27 protein-coding genes and 1 pseudogene are annotated in these 22,352 nt (G+C 58.3%); 11 read left to right on the top strand and 17 right to left on the bottom strand.

The annotated features are described in order from the left end of the window. Nucleotides 1-21: 21 nt before the first annotated feature. The 6 genes from ACFWW4_RS10875 to ACFWW4_RS10850 all read right to left on the bottom strand — a co-directional run bounded on the left by ACFWW4_RS10875 (nt 22) and on the right by ACFWW4_RS10850 (nt 6,005). On the bottom strand, nt 22-726 hold the full coding sequence (locus tag ACFWW4_RS10875; RefSeq protein ID WP_411890862.1) for a glyoxalase superfamily protein: 705 nt from the start codon (nt 724-726) through the stop codon (nt 22-24). Nucleotides 727-903: 177 nt separating this feature from the next. Further along, on the bottom strand, nt 904-1,620 hold the full coding sequence (locus ACFWW4_RS10870; protein ID WP_411890861.1) for an alpha/beta fold hydrolase: 717 nt from the start codon (nt 1,618-1,620) through the stop codon (nt 904-906). Between the two features lie 93 nt (nt 1,621-1,713). Further along, on the bottom strand, nt 1,714-2,571 hold the full coding sequence (locus ACFWW4_RS10865; protein ID WP_411890860.1) for an alpha/beta hydrolase: 858 nt from the start codon (nt 2,569-2,571) through the stop codon (nt 1,714-1,716). Next, nucleotides 2,564-3,913 carry an MFS transporter gene (locus tag ACFWW4_RS10860; RefSeq protein ID WP_411890859.1) on the bottom strand — a complete coding sequence of 450 codons (1,350 nt, stop codon included), beginning with the start codon at nt 3,911-3,913 and terminating at the stop codon, nt 2,564-2,566. Before ACFWW4_RS10860 ends, ACFWW4_RS10865 begins: the two co-directional genes overlap by 8 nt. A gap of 78 nt (nt 3,914-3,991) precedes the next feature. Beyond that, nucleotides 3,992-4,738 carry an alpha/beta hydrolase gene (locus tag ACFWW4_RS10855; protein WP_411890858.1) on the bottom strand — a complete coding sequence of 249 codons (747 nt, stop codon included), beginning with the start codon at nt 4,736-4,738 and terminating at the stop codon, nt 3,992-3,994. Then, nucleotides 4,731-6,005 (bottom strand): MFS transporter, encoded by a 1,275-nt coding sequence (locus ACFWW4_RS10850; RefSeq protein ID WP_411890857.1) that lies wholly within the window; start codon nt 6,003-6,005, stop codon nt 4,731-4,733. The genes ACFWW4_RS10855 and ACFWW4_RS10850 overlap by 8 nt, the downstream gene beginning before the upstream one ends. Nucleotides 6,006-6,101: 96 nt before the next feature. On the opposite strand from ACFWW4_RS10850, the gene ACFWW4_RS10845 reads away from it, so the two are divergent. Then, the gene (locus ACFWW4_RS10845; protein ID WP_411890856.1) at nt 6,102-6,857 is read left to right on the top strand and encodes an ArsR/SmtB family transcription factor; all 756 of its coding nucleotides are present in this window, start codon (nt 6,102-6,104) and stop codon (nt 6,855-6,857) included. 2 nt (nt 6,858-6,859) lie between these two features. Then, entirely contained in the window at nt 6,860-7,294 is a 435-nt protein-coding gene (locus ACFWW4_RS10840; RefSeq protein ID WP_411890855.1) for an MAPEG family protein, read from the top strand. 96 nt (nt 7,295-7,390) lie between these two features. Here the strand turns inward: ACFWW4_RS10840 and ACFWW4_RS10835 are convergent, their stop codons facing one another. Continuing rightward, the gene (locus ACFWW4_RS10835) at nt 7,391-7,636 is read right to left on the bottom strand and encodes a hypothetical protein (protein WP_411890854.1); all 246 of its coding nucleotides are present in this window, start codon (nt 7,634-7,636) and stop codon (nt 7,391-7,393) included. A 195-nt stretch (nt 7,637-7,831) separates the two neighbouring features. On the opposite strand from ACFWW4_RS10835, the gene thrS reads away from it, so the two are divergent. The 5 genes from thrS to ACFWW4_RS10810 all read left to right on the top strand — a co-directional run bounded on the left by thrS (nt 7,832) and on the right by ACFWW4_RS10810 (nt 12,585). Next, nucleotides 7,832-9,826: a threonine--tRNA ligase gene (gene thrS, locus ACFWW4_RS10830; protein ID WP_411890853.1), complete on the top strand. Its 1,995-nt coding sequence runs from the start codon at nt 7,832-7,834 to the stop codon at nt 9,824-9,826. Nucleotides 9,827-10,059: 233 nt separating this feature from the next. Beyond that, entirely contained in the window at nt 10,060-10,362 is a 303-nt protein-coding gene (locus tag ACFWW4_RS10825; protein WP_393926969.1) for a DUF2282 domain-containing protein, read from the top strand. A gap of 65 nt (nt 10,363-10,427) precedes the next feature. Further along, nucleotides 10,428-11,282 carry a DUF692 domain-containing protein gene (locus tag ACFWW4_RS10820; RefSeq protein ID WP_411890852.1) on the top strand — a complete coding sequence of 285 codons (855 nt, stop codon included), beginning with the start codon at nt 10,428-10,430 and terminating at the stop codon, nt 11,280-11,282. After that, entirely contained in the window at nt 11,279-12,016 is a 738-nt protein-coding gene (locus ACFWW4_RS10815; protein WP_411890851.1) for a DUF2063 domain-containing protein, read from the top strand. The genes ACFWW4_RS10820 and ACFWW4_RS10815 overlap by 4 nt, the downstream gene beginning before the upstream one ends. A gap of 20 nt (nt 12,017-12,036) precedes the next feature. Continuing rightward, nucleotides 12,037-12,585 carry a DoxX family protein gene (locus ACFWW4_RS10810; RefSeq protein ID WP_411890972.1) on the top strand — a complete coding sequence of 183 codons (549 nt, stop codon included), beginning with the start codon at nt 12,037-12,039 and terminating at the stop codon, nt 12,583-12,585. On the opposite strand, the gene ACFWW4_RS10805 is transcribed toward ACFWW4_RS10810, so the two are convergent. After that, nucleotides 12,569-12,937 (bottom strand): hypothetical protein, encoded by a 369-nt coding sequence (locus ACFWW4_RS10805; protein WP_411890850.1) that lies wholly within the window; start codon nt 12,935-12,937, stop codon nt 12,569-12,571. The genes ACFWW4_RS10810 and ACFWW4_RS10805 overlap by 17 nt on opposite strands. A 44-nt stretch (nt 12,938-12,981) precedes the next feature. Further along, nucleotides 12,982-13,311: an arsenate reductase family protein gene (locus tag ACFWW4_RS10800; protein WP_411890849.1), complete on the bottom strand. Its 330-nt coding sequence runs from the start codon at nt 13,309-13,311 to the stop codon at nt 12,982-12,984. A 174-nt stretch (nt 13,312-13,485) separates the two neighbouring features. On the opposite strand from ACFWW4_RS10800, the gene ACFWW4_RS10795 reads away from it, so the two are divergent. Then, nucleotides 13,486-13,695 (top strand): cold-shock protein, encoded by a 210-nt coding sequence (locus ACFWW4_RS10795; RefSeq protein WP_393926964.1) that lies wholly within the window; start codon nt 13,486-13,488, stop codon nt 13,693-13,695. Nucleotides 13,696-13,748: 53 nt separating this feature from the next. Here ACFWW4_RS10795 and ACFWW4_RS10790 read toward each other — a convergent pair whose 3' ends face one another. The 5 genes and pseudogenes from ACFWW4_RS10790 to thyX form a co-directional block, all read right to left on the bottom strand. Beyond that, a complete protein-coding gene (locus ACFWW4_RS10790) occupies nt 13,749-13,922 on the bottom strand; it encodes a hypothetical protein (protein WP_411890848.1) in 174 nt (57 codons plus the stop codon). A gap of 215 nt (nt 13,923-14,137) precedes the next feature. After that, nucleotides 14,138-14,266 (bottom strand): annotated as a pseudogene (locus ACFWW4_RS10785) (TraR/DksA C4-type zinc finger protein); the annotation flags it as partial. Nucleotides 14,267-14,336: 70 nt separating this feature from the next. Then, a complete protein-coding gene (locus ACFWW4_RS10780; RefSeq protein ID WP_411890847.1) occupies nt 14,337-15,287 on the bottom strand; it encodes a hypothetical protein in 951 nt (316 codons plus the stop codon). Between the two features lie 687 nt (nt 15,288-15,974). Then, nucleotides 15,975-17,033 carry a DUF6161 domain-containing protein gene (locus ACFWW4_RS10775; RefSeq protein WP_411890846.1) on the bottom strand — a complete coding sequence of 353 codons (1,059 nt, stop codon included), beginning with the start codon at nt 17,031-17,033 and terminating at the stop codon, nt 15,975-15,977. 170 nt (nt 17,034-17,203) lie between these two features. Further along, nucleotides 17,204-18,109, bottom strand: coding sequence for an FAD-dependent thymidylate synthase (gene thyX / locus ACFWW4_RS10770; RefSeq protein ID WP_411890845.1), 906 nt, complete (start codon nt 18,107-18,109; stop codon nt 17,204-17,206). Between the two features lie 168 nt (nt 18,110-18,277). On the opposite strand from thyX, the gene ACFWW4_RS10765 reads away from it, so the two are divergent. The 3 genes from ACFWW4_RS10765 (at nt 18,278) to ACFWW4_RS10755 (ending at nt 21,090) form a co-directional block, all read left to right on the top strand. Further along, nucleotides 18,278-19,234: a hypothetical protein gene (locus tag ACFWW4_RS10765; protein ID WP_411890844.1), complete on the top strand. Its 957-nt coding sequence runs from the start codon at nt 18,278-18,280 to the stop codon at nt 19,232-19,234. Further along, nucleotides 19,224-20,609: a surface lipoprotein assembly modifier gene (locus ACFWW4_RS10760; RefSeq protein ID WP_411890843.1), complete on the top strand. Its 1,386-nt coding sequence runs from the start codon at nt 19,224-19,226 to the stop codon at nt 20,607-20,609. Before ACFWW4_RS10765 ends, ACFWW4_RS10760 begins: the two co-directional genes overlap by 11 nt. An 82-nt stretch (nt 20,610-20,691) precedes the next feature. After that, nucleotides 20,692-21,090, top strand: coding sequence for an MAPEG family protein (locus ACFWW4_RS10755; protein ID WP_411890842.1), 399 nt, complete (start codon nt 20,692-20,694; stop codon nt 21,088-21,090). 4 nt (nt 21,091-21,094) lie between these two features. Here ACFWW4_RS10755 and ACFWW4_RS10750 read toward each other — a convergent pair whose 3' ends face one another. From ACFWW4_RS10750 to ACFWW4_RS10740, 3 genes are all read right to left on the bottom strand, one after another. Beyond that, nucleotides 21,095-21,523 carry a hypothetical protein gene (locus ACFWW4_RS10750; protein WP_411890841.1) on the bottom strand — a complete coding sequence of 143 codons (429 nt, stop codon included), beginning with the start codon at nt 21,521-21,523 and terminating at the stop codon, nt 21,095-21,097. 143 nt (nt 21,524-21,666) lie between these two features. Beyond that, nucleotides 21,667-21,834 carry a 50S ribosomal protein L33 gene (gene rpmG, locus ACFWW4_RS10745; RefSeq protein ID WP_007814563.1) on the bottom strand — a complete coding sequence of 56 codons (168 nt, stop codon included), beginning with the start codon at nt 21,832-21,834 and terminating at the stop codon, nt 21,667-21,669. 107 nt (nt 21,835-21,941) lie between these two features. Further along, the gene (locus ACFWW4_RS10740) at nt 21,942-22,331 is read right to left on the bottom strand and encodes a PAS domain-containing protein (RefSeq protein WP_411890840.1); all 390 of its coding nucleotides are present in this window, start codon (nt 22,329-22,331) and stop codon (nt 21,942-21,944) included. Nucleotides 22,332-22,352: the final 21 nt, after the last annotated feature.

Here is a 22,352-nt window from a genome sequence, read left to right as displayed (position 1 = left end):
ACCGCCCCCTTATGGCCCTGATCAGGCCATGACCGATTGTTCGGCAAAGTTCAGGTTCATTGGCTGGTCCAGAACCTCTCTTGCATCCGATGTCACCGGCACGTTGTCATCGACCTCGCGCAGATCAAAGCCGCGCGACCAACACTGACCTTCGCCGCGCAGATAAAACCCGTAATGCAGGGTGTCCGCATCGTCCGGCACATCCAGCACGATATGCCGTTTCGTCCAGTCCTGCGTGCCTTGCAACACACCGTCCGACCGCCGGTCCTCCATATTGTCAAAGCGGATGTTCCGCCCCACAGCGTCATCAATGCGCATCCAGATCGTCACGGCCCCGGTCACATGGGCGCAGGACAGATCAACAGACAATTGCAACCGTTTGCCGCGAAAGCCTGCCGCATCCACCATCTGCACCAACGTGGCAAACCCGGTATGCGGTCCGCGATGGTCGAGCGATTGAATGGTGACCGGGGTGCCGGGCGCATCGGGATCCATGCCAATTCGGTAGTCGGTGGCATTTGACCCGGCCACCTGCCACCCCATTGGCAATTGCAGCGGGCCAAAACTATCCCCGGCCAGCGCTGCCGCAGCCGTATTCCAATCAGCATGGCCCAACTGGTGGGCCACAATTTCCAGACATTGGCTATGGCTCAGCTTCAGCCCATGTGCTGCCATATCATTGCGCAGGGCTTTCGCCATCGCCTTTGGGTCGCGTAAAGCGTTCATCTTGATCTCCTTGATCATCGGACAAACCGTAAAACACCAGTGCGCGCATTGCTGACGGGCTTGTCCCGTTCAAAGCAGATCATGATGGGTTTTCAGGTCTTCACCAAACCCGGGGTGTGGGCGCGCGCGGCAGGCGACCTTGGCCTGCGAGTTACGTAACGGCATCCCCGTCTGCGGTCAAGGTCGCAACATCAGTGGCATCTTCATCCAGCGGCGCAAGGCATCGGTGACGGCTTCAGGGGCTTCGGCGGTTGTCAGATAACCGCCCTGCTCGATCACCTCCAGATGACCATAGGGGATCATCTCGGCCATGAACTCCTGCCGTTTGAGCGGAAACTGACCGTTGAAGCGACCGCACAGCACGACGGCGGGCTGCTTGATCTTGCGCAATGTAGCCTGCTGATCCTTGCGGCGTTGCAAGGCTCGGGCTTGCCGCACATAAACTTCGGCACCCAACCCATGCCCCATTTCTTTCAGCAACTGGATCATCGCCGCCTTGTCGGTGTTCGGGGCCATCCAAGTCGAATTCATCTCGTGCTGCAGCACATCATCCATCCGGCCTGACCGGGCGGCAATGATCTGCGCCTCGCGGGCTGCTGCTATTTCGGGCGTGTCGGCCTGCGCGCTGGTATCGATCAGGGCAATGCGGGTCACCCGGTCAGAGGCGCGGCGGATCACCTCCATCGCGACCATGCCGCCCAGGCCCGCGCCCGCCAGTGCAAATTTCGATGGGGCCCATGTCAGGATCTGGCTGGCAATCTCCTCCATCCGCTCGCCCCGCGTGGCAGGCGCGATCATGATCGCATGTTCCTTGGACAATTCTCTGATCTGGTGGCTGAAAATCCGGGCGTCACACATCAGCGGCGGGATCATCACCAGCGTTTCACTCGGCATTCGCTGCCTGCCCGTGCATAATGCGCAATCCTCAACCTTTGTTTTGCGGTCAGTTTGCCCGGCAGGCGGGACCACCGCAAGGGTGCGGCAGTGCTAGAGCCCCTGTAACCAAGCAGATATCCGCCGGGCCAGCGGCTCTGTCTGGTTTGGGCTGAACACATCGCCCGCCATCACATGCCCGTCCGGATCATCACCCGGACCAGGCGTGATGACATCCATGGTCACTGGCCCTGTCCAGCGTGCGGCGACCTTGCGGGTGTCACTGGGATGCACAACCGTGTCCGCCTCATTCAGACAGAAAAACGCTGGGGTTGCGACCTTTGACAAGTCGGCCTTGCGCACCGCGCGCACAGCCTGACCCATCGGATGCACAGCCTCGGTCGGGTAACTTGTGGTCCAATAAGCGGTGTGCCTGTCGTTAATCGGCTCAAACCGACGGGTCCGCCCGGCCACGTATTTGCCCCAGTGTTTGACCGCTGGCGCATCCAGCACCACCTGCGCAAGCCGGTTTCGCAAACCAAAATTGGGCGAGATATAGATCGCGGCCTTCGCCGGAACACCGTCTGCCAACGCCAATGTGGCCAGCGTACAGCCCGTCGAACACCCCATGATCACGATCTCATCGCCGATGCTCTGCGCAATCTCTACCGCTTCAGCAACATCCGCACGCCAATCTTCATAGGTCGCCGTCGCCATCGCGGCACTATCCTGTCCGTGACCCGTCAAACGGGTGAAATGGATATTGGCACCCAAATCCTTGGCCACCAGATCAGGCAGCGGGCGCAGTTCTTCCGGTGAGGCGGAAAACCCATGAATATAAAGCAGCGAAACCGGCGTCTTGACCCCCGGCTTATCGGCCCAGATCACACGTTTTTTGCACCCTTCGCGCAGGTTGGGCACGATGGCTTCCCGGTCAGCCAGCCAGGTTTCGATGTCTTCAATATTAACCATGGGACGCCACATGCCTGCTGACGGGCCGATAGATCGCGATCAACCCGATAATCGACACCAAGAAGATACCCGAAGGCACCAATGTCAACGCCGTCTTCAGCGCATCCAGCGCGCTTTGGGTCTGTTGCACAACACCGCTGTCAGACGACTGCCAGCCGGCCGCCGACAGGATCAGGCCCAGTACCAGCGGGGCAATGGCATTGGCCACCTTCTGACCAAAAAGCCAGACCGCGCTGAACGCACCCTCAATCGCCTCGCCGCTTTCGGCGCGGGTCACATCCATCAGGTCGGGATACATAGCCCACGGGATCTGCTGATAGGCGCCGTTGGTAAGACCTGCACATAGAAACAGGAGGGCCATGGTGGTGACGCCTGTGGCGGGCAGGCTCATCCAGATCAGAACCAGCACCAGAATGTACAACCCCATGCCCAGATTAAGCGCCCAAGTCTTGCCTAACCACGCACTCAGCCGCACCCAGATGAACTGGCTGATGACAGAGCCCACGATGAACATCGCAAACAGCGTCGAAAAAACCCCCAAAGCGGCAGCAAGCCCTGACAACATGCTGCGCCCGTCATCCTGCATCAGATACAGGGCCGCCAGTTGCAACCCGGCCGCGATCAACGCCACCCCCAACGTCAGAACACCGTAAAGCACCACCAGAACAACAAATGCGCGATTGCGCATTACCAGCCGCACGATCTCCATGAAGCTGCCCGATGCAGCCGATGGGATACGTGGCGCGTTGCGCGTGGCCAGCAGCATCCCCCAGATTGTCAGCACCACCACCGGGGCGACCAGCAAAACAGCGCGCAAATACCCTTCGCGCGTATCGCCCGCCATCGCTGGGACCAGCGCCCCAGCCGTCAGCAAACCCAATGACGCAAAGGTCATGCGAAACGCCATCATCGCAGAGCGTTCATGCGGCTCTTGGGTCATCTCACCGGCCATGGCACCATAGGGAATGGCCACAAACGTGAACCCGACCGTGGCGACACCAAAGAACGCCACCACCCAGATCGCATTGAACTGCCAACTCATCCCCATGGGCACAGCGAACATACCCACGATGCCAAGGGCCAGAACAATTGCACCCACCGCAATCCATGGGGCACGGCGGCCCCAGCGGCTGTTGGTGCGGTCCGAAAGGTAGCCCACGAGCGGATCAGTCACCACGTCAAACGCCAGAACGGCAAAAGTTACAAACCCGGCAACCGATGGCGGCACACCAAGAAAAGTGGTCAGATAGGTAAAGACCAGCAGTTGCTTGACCACAACAAAGACATTGACACCCATATCGGCCAGGCCCCAGCCTGCCTTCTGCCCTACTGATAACGCCATACTCGTTCTCCCGCGGCTCGGCGCAGGTTAGGCAATCACGGACCCATGGCGAAACAGCGACGTTGCGTAAGATGGGTTTTAACCCATCGCCCGGTCCAGAACATCCGTAACAGACGTGGCAATCAGTTCCAGACAGGTGTCATCGGAAAACCGGTGATCAGCCCCATCCACCAGCGTCAGGCGCATATCGGGGCCCTCCGCATGCTCCAGCAGGCGCAAGGCCACCGCCATATCCACATCCGCATCCGCAGTGCCCTGCAGGAACCGGACCGGAAACGGCAAAGGCAGCGGATCGCGCAGCACCAGCCGGTCGCGCCCCTCTTCGATCAACCGCTTGGTGATAACGTAAGGCTCACCATATTCCGACGGCAGCGCCACCTGGCCTGCGCTGTCCAGCTCTGCCTTCTGCGCCTCCGAAAACCCCGTCCACATGCTGTCCTCGGTGAAATCCGGGGCTGCCGCGATGGTGACCAGCCCTGCCACCCGGTCCGGCAATGCGCGGGCGACCAACAGCGATATCCAGCCCCCCATGGACGAGCCCACCAGCACCACCGGCCCCTCAATCAAACCCAGCGCCGCACAGGCATCCTCGAACCAGTCACCGATACAGCCATCGGTAAACGCCTCACTGCTTTCGCCATGGCCCGAATAATCAAACCGCAGAAACGCACGGCCCTGCGCGCGGGCCCACTCCTCTATATACACCGCCTTGGTGCCCTGCATGTCGGACTTGAACCCGCCAAGGAAAACCACCGCCGGGCCATCACCCGCAGTCAGGTGATAGGCAATCCGCCTGCCCTGCGGGGTTGTAAAAGTTTCAGCCATGCTGCACCTCGTCCAGTCCTGCCGCAATCATGGCGGCACCAAAACACATGGCCGCGAAAAGGCCAATCACCAGCGGCACGCTGAACGCCGCAATCGCGGCAAACCCGGCACCGGCCACCAGCAGAACCAGCCCGACAATGGTATTCGACAGCGCAGTGTAACTGGCACGATCCTCAGGCCCTGCCATGTCAACCAGATGGGTGGACCGGCCCTGCCGAACCCCGTGATAGGCAATCATCAGACCAAACAGGACAACGGGTATCACACCCGGGACCGTCGCGATCCCGGTCAGCGCCAGCACCACCATCGCGGCCAGAACCGCACCACCGGCAAGACCCGCCAATTGCAGCACCCGGCGCGATGACCGGTCCGATAACCGGCCCCAGACATAGGATGACAACAGCGATGCGACAGCCGACGCCAGCACCAGTGCACCCAACTGGCCGAACGCCCCGTCAGGCTGCAGCATTACCAGATAAGGCGGGGCCAATGCTGTGCCCACCAGCAATGACCGCACGATGATAAACCGGGCCAGTTGCGGGCGCTCGCGCAACAGCGAAAACTGCGCCAGCCCGTTGGCGGCGGAATCCTCGTCCGACGGGGCCTCGTCCATGGTGGCAAACACCAGCGCGGCCAGCACCCACAACCCGGCAGCCAGCAGGATCGCCCCTTCGACCAGCACATAACGGTCGCCGATGCCCGACATCAGGACAATCGCAAACACGATCACACCCAGCGCCGCGGCAGAACTGGCAAAGCCGGTGGCGGTGCCCCGGCGCGATTTGCCCACGGTCTTGCCCAGAATATCCTTGTAGCTTGCCGAACAGACCGACCGGGCCAGCGCCAGCACGGCCAGCAGACCCACAATCACCGCCCCGGCCAACCAGCCTTCCAGCGTCAGGGCGGCGATGGCGATCCCGGCGGCACTGATCCCCTGCACAAACGCACCGCCCGCCCAGAACCATTTGCGGATGCGGGCGCGGGTGATGAACGGCGTGGTGAAAAGCTGCGGCAGCAACGCACCGGCCTCGCGGACCGGGACCAGCAGACCGGTCCAGAACGCCCCGGCGCCCAGATGGGTCAACAACCAGCTCAACACCAGTTTAGGGTCAATCAGACCATCGGCAATCTTGCTGGCACTCAACGACAGAACATGGCGCAGAAAACTGCCCGGCTCGGCCTCTTGCGCGGGCTGCGGCAGATCAGGGTCCGCACCCGTATCATCGGTCACGATGTCGAAGATCTGTTCGGTTGTGGTGTCGGCCATCTGTCGTCTCCTTCTGCGATCACTATCTAGGGCGGCCGACAGATTTTCACGTTACCATCTTGTCACGTGACTATATTGTCACCTATAAGTGATTCCATGGATGCCATTTTCAAAGCTCTCAACGATCCTGCCCGGCGCGACCTGCTCGACAGTTTGCGGCGCAAGGATGGTCAGTCACTCAGCGACCTCGAACAGGTTCTGGATATGTCACGCTTTGGGGTGATGAAGCATCTCAAGGTCCTGGAAGACGCGAAACTGATCGTCACCCGCAAGATGGGACGGTTCAAGTACCACTACCTCAACGTCCTGCCCCTGCAAGAGGTGATGGACCGCTGGGCCGCGCCCTTTCTTCAAAGACAGGCGCGCGCGCTGACCGAACTGAAACTGAAACTGGAAAGAGACACCAAGATGGGAAAACCCGATTTCGTGATGCAGACATTCATCCGCTGCACCCAAGACGCGCTTTGGTCCGCCCTGACAGAGGCCGACCAGATGGCCGCCTACCATTTTGCCTGCAACAGCGTGCAGGGCAATCCGGCGGTTGATCAGGCGACCACATTCATTCTGCCCAATGGCGACGCGATGCTGCGGCAGGTCACAACGGCGCTTGACCCGAAATCGCGGATCGCCATGACATTCGAACCGCTTTTCATGGGCCCAGATGCGCCCACCAGCCACATGGTCTATCAGATCGAACCGCAGGGCGACCAGTGCAAGCTGACCATCGAACATTATGACATGGCCCCGGGTCAGGAAGGCTTCGGCGAAGGCTGGGCGCGTCTGGCCGCCTCACTCAAATCCTATCTGGAAACCGGAACCGGCCTGAAGGCCGCGATGCAACAAGGAGCATGACAATGGAAACCTTCCCAACCGAACTGGGCATACTGACCTGTCTTGCGATCCTCGCGGCATCGCTCTGGATTCCCTATATCGTCGGCATGAAGACGGCAGCCGAAGGATCATTGCCCGCCGATGCGCCTGATGGCTTCGTGCGGATATCCAACCCCGCCCTGCACCGCCCTTGGGTGCAGCGGGCATACCGCGCCCATCTCAACCTGCTGGAACAGCTGGTGCCGTTCGCGCTCTTGGTCTTCATCGTCGACAGGCTCGACGGGTTCACCGCGCTCACCTACTGGACGGCGATCGCGTTTTTCTGGCTGCGGGTGGTGCACGCGGTCGGCTACATCACCGGCAAGGCGGCATTTCCGCTGCGCCCGATCATCTTCACGGCCGGTTGGGTGTGCTGTCTAATCATGGCCTACGCGGCTTTTGCGGCGGGGCTGGCGTAAACACGGGGTTAACGATGCAAGCGTTGGGGTCCGACGTTTTGCCGACACAAATCCGACGCAAATCCGACGCAACGCCGACCGCCATTTCAGGCCAATTCAACCCCCAACATAGACGCTGGTTTTGGGCCGGTAAAAGATTTTCTGATCATGCAACCGGCCCAGCAACTCCTCGCCCTCGCGCTGGTCCTGTTCGATCACCTTGATCGATTCCAGATGGGCCGGGTTCTCTTCCGACAAGGCCCGGCGCATCTTGCACAATTCACGGCCACGGGCGCGCAAAGCCTCCTCGATCAGATCAACATCAGTGATGCTCAATTCGAACTGGCGGTTGTAGCGTGGCATGTAATATCCCCAAGATGTGGGTTTCCCATCGGAAACATGCGTCGTATCTAACGCGCCAAACGTCGCAGTCAACGTATATCTGGGTATACCATCGTTCGGACTTGACCAAAGCCCCGCTTGGCGGCATCTAGCCATCACACATAACCCGCAACCGGGCGTTCCGTGGGCGCCAAACTGACGAGGAGCTTAAGGCCGATGGCCCAGATTTCCCTGACTTTTCCTGATGGTAACAGCCGATCCTACGAGGCCGGGGTAACGCCTGCTGACGTCGCCGCCGACATTTCATCCAGCCTGCGAAAGAAGGCGATTTCAGCCACGGTCAATGACCAGCACTGGGATCTGCAATGGCCCATCGAAACGGATTCCGCCATTGCAATCAACACGATGAAGGACGAAGCGCCAGCGCTCGAACTGGTTCGTCATGATCTGGCGCATATCATGGCGCGCGCCGTGCAGGAAATTTGGCCTGAAACGCAGGTCACAATCGGCCCCGTGATCGAAAACGGCTGGTACTACGATTTCGACCGCGAGGAACCGTTCGTCCCAGAAGACCTCGCCCTGATCGAAAAAAAGATGAAGGAAATCATCAACAAACGGGACGACGTGCGCACGGAAATCTGGGACCGGCCCAAGGCAATCCAGTATTACAACGACCGGGGCGAGCCCTATAAGGTCGAACTGATCGAAGCCATCCCGGGCGACGAACCCCTGCGCATGTACTGGCACGGCGACTGGCAGGACCTGTGCCGCGGTCCGCACCTGCAGCACACGGGGCAAGTGCCCGCCGACGCGTTCAAGCTGATGTCCATCGCCGGTGCCTATTGGCGCGGCGACAGCAATCGCCCCATGCTGCAACGCATCTACGGTGCTGCCTTTCGCAACAAGGAAGACCTCAAGGCATATCTGCACCGGCTGGAGGAAGCAGCCAAGCGCGACCACCGCAAACTGGGCCGCGAGATGGACCTGTTCCACATGCAGGAAGAGGCGCCCGGCCAGATTTTCTGGCATCCGAATGGCTGGACGATCTACACCGAATTGCAGGACTTCATCCGGCGCAAACAGCGGGCGGGTGGCTATGTTGAGGTCAACACACCGCAGGTTGTCGACCGTGTGCTATGGGAAAAATCCGGCCACTGGGAAAAATTCCAGGAGTCCATGTTCATCGTGGAAGTGGATGAAAGCCGCACCGAAGAGGGCGACAATGCCCAGAACTTCGATGAACGCGTCAATGACCCAAAGCATACACGGGTCAATGCGCTCAAGCCCATGAACTGCCCCTGCCACGTGCAGATTTTCAATCAGGGGCTAAAATCCTATCGCGATCTGCCATTGCGCATGGCCGAATTCGGATCTTGTGCGCGCTATGAACCGTCAGGCGCGCTGCACGGGATCATGCGGGTGCGCGGGTTTACCCAGGATGACGGTCATATCTTCTGCCGCGAGGACCAGATCGAAAGCGAAACAGCAATCTATATCGACTTCCTGTCTTCAATTTATCACGACCTGGGCTTTGACAGCTTCAAGGTGAAATTCTCTGACCGCCCGGAAAAGCGGGCCGGGACTGATGAGACATGGGACAAGGCCGAGGCAGCATTGCTGTCGGCGACACGCGCTGCGGGGATTGAGCCAGAGCTGAACCCCGGCGAAGGCGCGTTTTATGGCCCCAAACTAGAATTCGTGCTGACGGACGCGATTGGGCGGGATTGGCAATGCGGCACGCATCAGGTGGATTTTGTTCTGCCCGAGCGGCTGAATGCGGACTATATTGGCGAAGACGGCAACAAACACCGTCCCGTTATGCTGCACCGCGCCACGCTGGGATCATTTGAGCGGTTCATCGGCATCCTGATTGAAGAACACGCAGGCAAACTGCCGTTCTGGCTGGCACCGCGTCAGGTCGTCGTCGCGACCATCGTGTCCGACGCGGACGATTACGCGCAAGAAGTCGTAACGGCCTTGAAAGCAGCCGGTGTCCGGGCCGAGGCGGATACGCGCAATGAAAAGATCAACTATAAGGTCCGCGAACATTCAGTCGGCAAAGTGCCGGTCATTCTGGCGCTTGGCGCACGCGAGGTCGACGACAAGACAGTCACCGTGCGCCGTCTGGGTGAAAACAAGACAAGTGTAACATCACTTGATGAAATTGTTGCAGAACTGGGCAAAGCGGCAACGCCACCCGATCTGCTGTAACATTTCGAAACAGGTTATTGAAACAAACCCGCCGGTTTCAAACCCGGCGGGCCCTTTGTTTTTATGACTATCGGTGGGCGACCGCCCGCCGCATCGCCTGTGCCCCTCACACGACCTCACGGAACCGCGATGCACGGGGCTGTGAATAGAAAACCGATCTGGCATAAGGTTACTGTCTGGTCAGCACCGGTATGCGGTGACTGCATAACGAAATTCAACCGAAGGAACCCTCGATGTCCAAAGCTTCAAAATCTCTCGTTCTGGCAAGCGCCGTTGCTACAGCGCTGACCGGTCTGGCCACCACATCTGCTGCAGCAGGTGATGTGAAATGCTACGGCGTGTCGCTGGCTGGCGAAAACGACTGTGCAGCTGGCCCCGGCACTACATGTGCAGGCACATCGACCATCGACTATCAGGGCAACGCCTGGACGCTTGTTCCCGAAGGCACCTGCGAAACAATGGACCTGCCAGCCATGGCAGACGGCACACCACGCGAAGGATCGCTGGAAGAGCTTGATCGCGATCTGCCTGCATAAATCGATCATGATAAGGTAAGGTGGGCACGAACTCACCTTACCCTCTGACCAAACGGGGCCAGACGATGCTTGATTCCGCACGCCATTCATCCCTGCCGCCCCGTCCCGGCGTTGGCTACAAACCCCAACATTACCGCGACATCATGGCTGATCCCGGCCCTGTCGGCTGGCTGGAAATCCACGCCGAAAACTACATGGGCGATGGTGGTCGCCCGATTGCGCAACTGCGTCACCTTGCTGAACGCTTTCCGATCTCGGTGCATGGCGTGGGACTGTCCATCGGGGGCGAGGGCGATCTTGACCCCGACCATCTGGCCCGGCTGAAACATTTGGTGGGCTGGCTGAACCCCGCCAGCTTTTCCGAACATCTCGCGTGGTCCACCCATGACGCACATTTCTTCAACGACCTGCTGCCCTTGCCATACAACGCAGCAACCCTCCACAGGGTCGCGTCCCATATCGATCAGGTACAGGACGTGCTGGGTCGGCAAATGCTGCTGGAAAACCCGTCCAGCTACCTCGCCTTTGCCGACTCCACCATGTCAGAGACTGATTTCCTGCGCGCGCTTGTCACGCGCACTGGCTGTGGCCTGCTTTTGGACGTCAACAATGTCTTTGTCAGCGCAACCAACCTGAAAACGTCACCGAAAGCTTACATTGATGACTTCCCACTGGAGGCTGTCGGTGAAATCCATCTTGGCGGCCACGACGAGGATGAAGACGAAACCGGCGCCCCACTCCTGATCGACAGCCATGGCAAGGCGGTGGTTGATCCTGTCTGGGTGCTGCTGGATTACACACTTGCCAAGTCCGGCCCCAAACCGCTGTTGATCGAATGGGACAATGACGTACCGGCCTGGCCGGTTCTGGCGGATGAAATTCGCCGCGCCGAGAGCGCATTGTCATTGGTGACAATATGACCGTCACGCAAGCCAATTTCACGGCTGCGATGTTGGATCCCAACGCTGCTGTTCCCACAGGACTGCAAAATCCCAATGGGCACATTGCTAGTAAGCGCTTCAACGTCTACCGCAACAATGTTGCCGTAAGCCTGTCTGACGCGCTGGAAACGGCTTTCCCGGTGGTCCGCAAACTTGTCGGTGACACGTTTTTCCGCGCGATGGCGGGCGTTTATCTTCGCCAGCATCCGCCAACATCCCCGCTGATGATGTTCTATGGTGAGGATATGCCCGTGTTCCTCAGCGGTTTTGAACCGGCCAGATCGCTGCCCTATCTACCCGACATCGCCCGTATCGATTTGGGCCTGCGCCGCGCCTATCACGCAGCGGACGCCACCCCGGTGGATGGTCAGGTACTTGGCACATTTGACCCCGAAACACTGATGAAGATGCGATTGCGCATTGCCCCTGCGGCGCAAACAATTGCATCGGACTTCCCCATCTACAGCATCTACCGCGCCAATACCGCTCCCGATGAACCCAAACCCGTGATGCAGGCGGAGGCCGTGCTGATCACCCGTGCCGGGTTTGACCCCGATATTCACCTGATCAACAACGCTGCAGCCACTTGTGTCACCGCACTCGCCGACGGGCAGTCACTGGGCGAGGCCATCGACACCGCTGGCGAAACGCTCGATCTTGCTGGCGTCCTGAACTTGCTGCTGTCCCACGGCGCTGTGACCGAAATTTACTGAAAGGCCCCTCCCCCATGAATATGATCGTTTCCCCGCTTGAGCCGATGACCGAACCGATGAACCGCGCCGGCGATCAGGTCCTGCCCCTGTTGGCGCGCCTCGTCTTTGCGGGGGTACTGCTACAGTATTTCTGGAATTCGGGCCTGACCAAACTGGGAGACGGGTTTTTCGGCTTTCTGACCCCGTCATCGGGGGCCTATGTCCAGATTTTCCCCAAAGCGATGGAGGCAGCAGGGTATGACACATCACAACTGGGCGTCTTTCACTGGGCCGTCGTGGTCGGCGGGACGGTGGCGGAATTCGTCCTGCCATTGCTGATCATTGTGGGTTTACTGACGCGTTTGTCGGCGATCGGCATGATTGGCTTCATCATCGTCCAGTCGCTGACAGACCTCTATGGCCACGGCGGGATCGAACACGAAGGCACACTTGGCGCATGGTTCGACCGGTTCTCTGACGCGCTGATCCTCGATCAGCGGGCATTCTGGGTGCTGTGCCTTCTGATCCTGGTGTTCAAAGGGCCAGGGCTGTTGTCGCTCGACCGGGCTATCTTCAAAAGTGCGCCTTAGGCTCATCCGGCTGACCGGCGGCAATCGCCAGCAGACCACCCAGACCGGCAAAGCCGATGGGAAACATCGTTGCTACATTGAATCCAAAGGCGGCATAGAAACAGGCCGCCGCCAGCACCATCAGGATACCACCCCATAGCGCGCGGGCCTTTGCCATGGCGCCGCCTGCGATAGCCAAAAGTGGTGCCATAAAGCTGGCGAAACGGATGAAGCCGGGGTTTTCGAACATGCCGAATAACTCACCCACTTCGGCATGTTGCTCTGACAGCTCTGCATAACCATAGCCGAACAGGCCCACGAAAATCCCCATAACGCCCGCGATCAGGCCCAGTGTCATTGCCGCATTGCGCATGCGTGTCTCCTTACTGCTCTGAAATTTACTTATGCAGTGTCAGATCATTCGCCAAGGTATCGTGCCTGAACGTCAGGTTTCCAGCCGATCGTCCATTCACCGCCCATCTCAATTACAGGGCGTTTCATCAGCGTCGGATGGGCCGCCAACAGGGCGGCCGGATCAGCCGCCTTTTCATCATCCGACAGCCCGCGCCAGGTCGTCGAGGCACGATTGATCGCCGTCTCACCGAATGCAGCGATGATCGCACCGCGATCTTCGTCGCTCATACCGTCAGCGCGCACATCGATCACCTTGAGGTTGTGGCCCGCAGCTGCCAGCGCTTTGAGCGCTTTGCGGCATGTGTCGCATGATTTCAGACCAAAGAAACGCATTTTACCTGTCCTATGTGCAAGGGATTGCCGGTTCGCGGGGATGCGACGACTTGTCATTTGCCTTTTGGATAAAACACTTAAGTGTAAAGGTACAAGGCCAAGGGAAGTCCGCTTTGTCGCGGGGCCCAAGTGCTGCCCTGCCCGCTACGGGCGCGACATGAAGGAGTGCTGACAATGCCGAGTGGCACTGTAAAGTGGTTCAATACAACGAAAGGTTATGGGTTCATCGCACCCGATGACGGTGGTGCTGACATTTTTGTGCATATCTCAGCTGTAGAACAATCCGGTCTGACAGGCTTGGCTGATGATCAAAAAGTGACTTTTGAACTGGTAGAAGGTCGCGATGGACGCAAAATGGCCGGGAACCTGTCAGTGGGTGGTTGATCCACTGGAAAGCCTTTGCGAAACCAGTTGGCGCTGAGCCCCTGTTTCAGGGCTCAGGCTGCCAGTTTGTTTGAATCGCCAGACTTGCCCGAAATAGCGCACGGGGCGTGACCGGTGCGGTTCTCCGCCTCTCGGGTCAACCGCTCCACCAGATCCATCTGGATCGGCAAAAAGGCGCGGCGGGTGGTGTCTTCGTCAGATGGTCCGTTTGTCTTTTTTGTCGTCATATCTATCCCCAGTTCTTGATTTCTCAAAACGTTTGTACTGGAAACGCCCCCATCTGGATGAGGGGAACCTCGCGGCACATTTCCCCCAGTGACGTGGGGTCATGAACATAACAGGCCCGATTTTCACGCGATCTGCTGCGTGGCGCAGGCGGTAACAACTACCGAAGGTTCTTGCTTACGTATGCAAGAACAACCTCAGGGTGCTCTCTAATACTTTACGAATCGTTAACTGTGACCCCTTGTCGTCGCGTCAGCTTTGGCGTTTGTCGCCAGCGGAGCGTGGTAGAAGCCACACGTGCGGGGGCAATATCCTCACCACAATCGGTACAATATCCGTAATCCCCCTGCGCAACAGTTGCTCACCACACCATCGGCAGCATTGAGAGCAGCAGAACCGTAGCTCGCTAAGGCCGATCAGTATTTGCGCTGTGGCATCCGGCTGCGGACCATCTCGCGCAGGTCGTCAGGGTCCATGCGTTCCACCGGCGGGTTATAGGCCAGTTCGGCCTCATGCGCCTCGCGGCGGCGTTCATAGACCAGCACGGCACCAGCGCATTGCAGGCTGAACAGCCACAACAGATAGACGATAATTATGCCCGCCATGATCGCATCGATCGGGGCAAAACTATACGACCCGCCGGCATCTACCATGACCGAGAATTCCATAACCCGGGCCATGATCACCTCGCTCAGGCCAAATTGGGTGGCGATGATAAAGGCTGCGGGGATGGCAAGAAAACCCAGCAGGTAGATGATGATGATCAGCAGAACGAGCGACAGAAACCCCGACCCGACACCGGAAAACGGGGTGTGAAACTGCCCATTCGGGTCGCGCCCGGCGGCGCCACCAGCAACAGCTGGCAAAAGGGCCGCGCGCATCAGGACAAATATCAGGCTGGTGGCCAGAAACAGCCAGCCGCTGCCGGAAACACCACCATCAAGTGTAAGATCAGAAAACGGGTCGACGGCCCCAGCCGCCAGTTCGGTCACCTCGGTGGCGGACCCTCCTCCGGAAAACAACACCAGCAACCCTGCCGCCCCGAACGTCACAATCAGCTTGGTCACAGCCTCGAACGCGCCATAGCCCAGGGACGGTAGAAACAGGTTCACGTAAGAGCCTTCCACGGCCTCGCCTCGCGCTTGAAGGCCCAGCCGGGTGCCCACCATCATCGGGATCATCGCCATCACGAATGTCATCGCCAGGATGATACCGATGGCAATCAAGGGTGAGATCAGAGCGGCGAAGATACCCCAGAAGACCGACAGCAGGACATAGAGGACCAGAAAGACCAGCAGAAACGGCAGCACGATCAGGAACCGCCAGAGGATGGAAAACGACAGAGGGAATGCGCGCAGAATAATCATCAATCATAGCCCGATTGTTTTGTTTTATCCGGCCATATGGGCTAATCCCGGCAAAAATGTGAACCGTTCATGTTCGGTTAATGGAATGTGGTGTCATGCGTAGCCGACAGGCAGTGACAGCCTTGATCAGACACGAAGACCGTAACGATCGTACGCGCCACATCAGGGCAGCGCCGGGACCGACGGGGGGGCTGGACCTTCTCGGAAACTGTCCAGTGGACAGTTTCAGGTCCAGGCGGGCGGAGCCCAGGGGGCTCGGCCGTTATGCGCAATATAAGGGCAGCGCCCGGACCTCGGGGTGGGCGCGCCGACATGTGTGCATGGCGGGCCGGTCAATTCAGATGCGGCGGTTATGCAGGGTGCGACGTTGCAGAAGCGCCCTCCCCGTGGGGGAGGGTTTGGACCGTCTCGGAAATGGTCCGGGGGACCATTTCAGGTTCAAACGGGCGGAGCCCCGTCGAGGGTGCGCTTCCGCGCAGCGGAAGCCTTTGGTTACCCTGAAAGCCTTGGCTGGTGTCGCGCACAACAGTAGGGCAGCGCCCGGACCTCGGGATGGGCGCTCAAACGGGTCTGTTTGGCGGGGCTTAGCGTTTAACGGTGACGATGGTGCGGGGTGCGGCGTTGCAAAAGCGCCCTCCACGTGGGGGAGGTCCGGGCGCTGCCCGACGATGCCGGGCGGAGCGTTGGTTAGTTTCCGCCATACTTTCGCGAAAAAGCTTCTAGCGGACTGACTGAGCCGAAATCGTCCTTAACAACACCATCAGATGCCGGGGCAAATAGTCGATTAACCAAAGCTCCCATAAACTCCTCTTTGTTGTGCCCCTTCTCCGCAAGCGCAAGATACGTCTCAGTCATCGTGATCCGCTCAGAGGCGTCATTCCAAAGATGAAGTTGGCTAGCAAAAAGGCGATAGATGATACGGGAAAACACCAATATGAGCCCAATCAATAGAGCAACAACGCCGAAGGCACCTGGGCTGGCGTCTTTCCAATAATTCACGAAAGCTTCAAAACCCTGTTCGAACGAACGAATATATCCCCAAACCACCCATGCCAGCGCCCAAGAGTACCCAAGAAAGATTAAAGCGAAAATGAAAGTTGAAACACGGTGCCACCACCGCTTGTTCTTCCAGTAACTGACCGGCTCTAACAAAGCAATTTTGGTCTCGTAGAACTCCTCAAAGGCCTCGATCCGCCCCTTTGAGTCGGCAATCAGTTTATCAAGCTCATCTTTTGCCGACGTCCTGATCTCGAGCTGTTCTTTGTATACATTGGATTTTTTTCTTGCCAAAAGTCTGGCCAATCCACCCGTCGACTGTCTGACCTTTGCCTCGCGGGCTTCAATCGCTTCATCAAGTTTCCGAAGCCGTTTATCGGCGCCTACCTTCAATTCCGAAATTTCGGAAGAATATTGCTCACTCAACTCGTTGAGTAGGCTACGGGCGCTTGCCGCACCCTTCTTTGTCATGCCAAGCTTGAACGCAGATAGGGCCGCTACCCCCTCCAAGTAAGGACGGGTCAATTGGTTATGATGTGGATGCGGTAACATCGCCGCGTTCAACATGTTCAACGAAAGCTCGGGGTTAATTTTTGCGATATCTTGAGCGTATGCGCCTATCGCTGAGTCTCCACTTAGGTAAGCATCTTTTTCTATCGCTGCCTGAACTTGGGTTAACTGGTTGTTAAGCTCACGCTCATGTCTCAGTTCTTCCGGCTGATTGATGACGTTTTGCGCCGCAGTGTCCAAATTACTCCACCTACTATTCAGGCTATTTTTGACACCAGAACTCAGGTTTGGGTGTTCATCCAACCAACCCCATAACTTGCGCTCTAAACTAACCTAATCCGAAACTGCTTGCGCATCTTTCAGTTGCAGTGACTTGCCGCTTTTTAGTTGAATTTCGTACCCAACTTCACTCACCCAATTATCCCTTCAAACTCCCGCCACTCCCCCTTGGACATGCCCGAGGTCTCCTGCGTCACCTCTTCACCCTTGAGCATCCGTCGCAAGCAATCCAGCGCTTTGCCAGAGAGTGTCGCCCCGCCCATCCGGTAGTCCTCGAACGCGCCATAGGCCGCGGGCACCCAGTCGGCCACCACCTTGCAGATTTCTTCCGCATAGACCCTGATTTCATATTGCGCGTGCGCGTCCGCCCGCAGGCGCAGGAAGTGAAACAGGTTGTGCAAATCCACCTTCCAGTACCATTGGGTGTAGATATTGGCGGGCAGGTTCATGCGGGCCAGTTCGCGGGCAAGGCCTTGCTGGCCCTCCTGCCCGATCATTTCCTCGTAATGGTCATAACACCGGGCCGCATCGCCCTTGAGGTATTCCAGCACGCGGGCCGCTTCTTCACCCGTCAGCGCCTCGCCCCGTCCCTGATTGTTGATGACGGACTGGGCGGCCAGTTTATCGGCCTCCGGGATATAGAATTCACGATCAAGGATCGAATAGCGCGCCGAATATTCGTTCACATTCGCAGTCCGGTGCCGGATCCACTGGCGGGCCACAAAAACAGGCAGCTTCACATGCAGCTTGATCTCGCACATCTCGAACGGGGTCGAATGCCAGTGGCGCATCAGGTAGCGGATCAGCCCTTCGTCATTCTGGACGGATTTGGTGCCCTTGCCATAGCTGACGCGCGCCGCCTGACAGATCGCGGCATCGTCGCCCATATAGTCGATCACCCGGATGAACCCGTGGTCGAGCACGTCATACGCCTTGTAAAGATGCGCCTCCATCCCGTCGGCGACAGCGCGCAGAGTGGACTTGGGGTTGGCGCGCAGGTCATCGATTTCGGCCTGTTGGTCGGGGGTGATTGGCATCCGTTTTCTCCGGCTTTTGCTGAGTCTTTCGCTGACTATAGGGATTGGGCGGCTGTGGCAAAACCTCCATACCGCGAAAACAATGCGTACATCGCCACGGTTGAGCGTTGACATGTGGAAAAGCGGACAAGATGTTACAGTCAAAGAAAAACAAATGAGGCAGAGATCATGACACGACTTGTAACCGCTGCAGCGCTGCTGGCGTTGCTGGCAGCATGTGACGACGACCAACCGCTGAACTTTGACGGCGAAACACCAACGACACCGCCAACGACACCGACGGACGGCGAAGATCCGCTTAACCCGGACGAACTGCCGCCGGTGAATGGTGTGTTTGGCCCTGTCGCAGGGGACATTGATGCTGGTTCATTTTCGACTTCTGGCGGCGGTACTTTACAGGTGTCGATCACGCTTGATGATGACGTATTGCTACAAACCTACACGCGCAACGCGGCGTATGATGTCCCAGGATACCTTGCCTTCACAACTCAGGATGACGCGCTGGATCGCTTCTTCACCGCATTTGGCGCGACTTCTAATGATGGCGATGTTCAGGCTGTGCTTGCGATGGATGGCGGCCAATTCACCAAGTATTTTGGCGGTGTGACATATTCCGCTACCGACTATACCGCACCTTCAAGCGGGCTTGCCAGCTACGCCGGGACCTATGTCGGCATGTCAAACTTTGGCACACGTGACGGCACGCTGCCATCCGGCGCCGATCCAGACCTTCTGCCGGAACGAGCTACCCGGGTTACAGGTGACATCTTCATTAACGCTGACTTCACGGACAACACTTTGAACGGCGCGATCTATGGTCGAGCTTCTCTCGATGGCAGTCCTGTCGCGGTTGATACCGTATTTCTTGTTCCTGCGGGGATTAATGCCGATGGCAGCTTTACCGGTGGTGCCGAAGACCGCGCGCAGGAAAATATCGGATCTTATTCCGGTACTTTCGGCGGCACGAATGCTTCGGGCATTGCTGGCGGCGTGTTTCTGCAAGACTTTGACGGCGGTGTAGATAACGAACAAGAGCGCGGCATATTTGTTCTTAATCAATGTGGAACGCCGGGTGAGGCTGCAATCTGTAATGATGAGGACGTTGACGACGTTGATGAAGACTAGTCGCTGTCTTGTGCTGGCGCTTTGCCTTCTGGGGCAAAGCGCCATGGCCCAGACAACAGTCGACATTCCCATCGATGAAGCCCGTGTCATAGCGACACGGGCGCTTTTGGCTGGAGAGACTGAATTGGCCCTGCAGATCGCGCAGGGCCTTTTGCAGGCAAACCCGGATGACCGCGCAGCATTGCTGGTCGTCGCGGCCGGCGCGCCGCGTGCGGGCGACGCTGCTGCAGGGCGACGGGCAGGTGCCCGGGCCTATGCGTTGTCCCAGACAGATACACAGCGATACGAGGCGGCGCGCCTGACTGCCCTTGCGGCGGCCAATGAAGAACGGTTTACGCTGGCCACATTCTGGCTTCGCCGCGCCCTGACTGTGGTGCCCAACGAACAGGAACGCGAACGGACGCTGGCGGATGCGGCCGGATTGCGGCGCGTTAATCCATGGTCAACAAACCTTGGCTTTGCCATTGTCCCGTCTAACAACGTCAATGGCGGGGCAGATGAAAATGATGTGGACGACCTGGGCGGGCTTCAGGGTAATCTATCTGCGGACGCGCTGGCACTCGCCGGTGTGCGCGCATCCCTGAATTTCTCTACACAGTATCGGTTTTACCAAAGTCCCCGAGACCGGGCGACCGTCGCTTTGCAATATCAGGTTGCGCGGGTCAGGCTGCAGGACGAGATCGTGGACAATCCACAGGATCGGCCAGATGTGGAAGGGGATGAAACGGTCAGAGTGGACGCAGGTGCCTTCGCAACCGATTACCTGCAATTGTCGCTCGGTTACGATCGTGCCTTCGAGGCGGGCACCATCGGGCTCCAGGCCAGTATCGGCACGTTCGAATATGGCGGCGATCCTTACTACGATTTCCAACGACTGCGCCTGACAGGGGCAATTCCCCTGTCAGATCCGCTTGTACTGCAACTCTCGGCGCGGCGCGAATGGCAGGATTATGAAAGCACAACCATCGGCGAGGTGGTTCGGACTACATTGAATGCGGGGCTGTCCTATCGGCTGGACAGCGGTGACCGGATCAGCGCGACCTTGGGTAGCACTGATAGCGACGGTCAAGGCCCATCACAGACTTTCGAGGATTGGAGTCTGCGCTTTGGCTACAGTTTTGCCGAACCTGTCGGTCCGGCCTCGCTCAGTCTCAATGCAGGCGTGAAATTTGCTGACTACCCGGTGTTTTTTAACACAACCGATGGCCGCGAGGACGAGACGTTTTTCTACGGCGTTAATATCGGCTTTCCCGATATTGAATATGCGGGTTTCGTGCCCGGGCTTTCAATTGATGGCAGCCAGTCCGAAAGCAATGTGGGGCGCTTTACCCGCAACAGCCTGTCGGTCGCCTTTACGATCAACTCGGCCTTTTAGCGCCTTGGGGCAGGTTGCAAACTTGGACGGTTCTGTGAACAAACAATTCCCGAGTATCGCGGCCGGGTTGGAGATATGAACTTTGACTGATCTGAGTTTGCCCATCACCAGCTTTGCGGCCATTGCCAATGGGCTGATCCTGTTGCTGCTGACCTATAAGGTCATCGTGCTGCGTCGTCGGGACGGTGTGGTGCTGGGTGACAATGACGACCGGGAAATGATCAAGGCGATCCGTGGGCAGGCCAATGCGGCCGAGCAGATACCGCTCGCCATCATCCTTCTCGCCCTGATCGAACTTCAGGCGGGCAATGTCATCGTACTTGGCGTTCTGGCCGCCGCCTTGACCACGGGTCGCGTCATGCACGCCCTTTATTTCGGCATCCACGGCACCAACTGGCGATTGCGGTTTTACGGGATGCTGCTGACGCTCTTTGCGCAGGCGGGGCTGTTGCTGGCGCTGCTGGTGACGGTCGCACTCTGAGCCGCTATGCGCCGGTACGGGTGATCCAGAAGAACCGGTAAGCCACGGTGCCCACCGCACTGCTCAGCCGATCACGACGGCGCCAGACGCTGATCGCGTCGCGGGGCGTGCGATAGATGCCCAGAAACAGCTCCAGATGCATGAAACGGTTTGCGGTCTGCCCGCCAACGTTCGTGACATCAATCGCCGCAACGGCAATCATGCCGCCTGTCTCGTGACCCTGAAAATAGTTTGGCAGAAACGCGCTTTGCCGTTCTCTTTCCCGGTTGATCGCATAATCGACCGACCAGGAATTCAGTGCCTGCGACCCGGCCTGCACAACTGCCGCAACGGCATCGCCGGTCGATGTTGCCGGCCCATCCCCGCGACCTGCCAATGTGTAACCGGGCGCGGAAAGATTGCCATTGTTCACCTCTGTCCATTGAAAACCCATGATCAATGCTCCTTTGTTCCAATGAACGAAGCATAGAACAGCGCGCGCGGCAGCAATAGGCAGGTTTCCCTGACCCAAGCGTCCGACAACAAAAAAGGCCGCGCAGGTTGCACGGCCCTATCACTGTCCCAAAGTGGCGATCTTTACTTGATCTTGCCTTCTTTGTACTCGACATGCTTGCGCACGACGGGGTCATATTTCCGCACGACCATCTTTTCGGTCATGGTGCGGGCGTTCTTCTTGGTGACGTAAAAATGCCCGGTCCCCGCGGTGGAGTTCAGGCGGATCTTGATGGTGGTCGGCTTCGCCATGTCTCATCTCTCCTGGTTGCGGGCCGCGTTGCGCGCAGATCGCATGAATCTGATTGAAGCTGCCTTTTAACCTTGGGCACGCCCCTGTCAACCGCAAAGGCGATAAATCAGGGGGCTGGCGTCACGTCGCGTGACAGAACGAGCACCGAGGTGCTGACACCGTTCACACCCGGAACGGGCGACAGCGTGATCGACCATTCCTTGAGTTTTCCACTGGGCATGCGCCGGGTTGTTTTGAACTGCTGCACATCACCTGCCAGCGCCGCATCGAACCGGGATTTGATCATCGCCTGTTGGTCGTTGGGCCAAAACTCCCACCAGCATTTACCGACCACTTCGGACATGTCGTTCAGTTCCATCACCCGAAGGCTCTGTTCACCCATGAAACTGATCCGCCCGACCGTGTTCAGCAGCTTCACGCAATCACTGCTGTTGCGTAAATCCGCGAGCGTGGGCGCGTCAACGGCGTTCTGTCTGGGCGTTTCTGCGATTTTCATGCGCAGTCCTCCTCTTCTTAA

This window comes from Yoonia sp. SDW83-1, from assembly GCF_046762885.1.
GTDB lineage: Bacteria > Pseudomonadota > Alphaproteobacteria > Rhodobacterales > Rhodobacteraceae > Yoonia.
The sequence above is the reverse complement of the archived record's forward strand: the minus strand, read 5'-3'. Positions and strand labels throughout refer to the sequence as shown.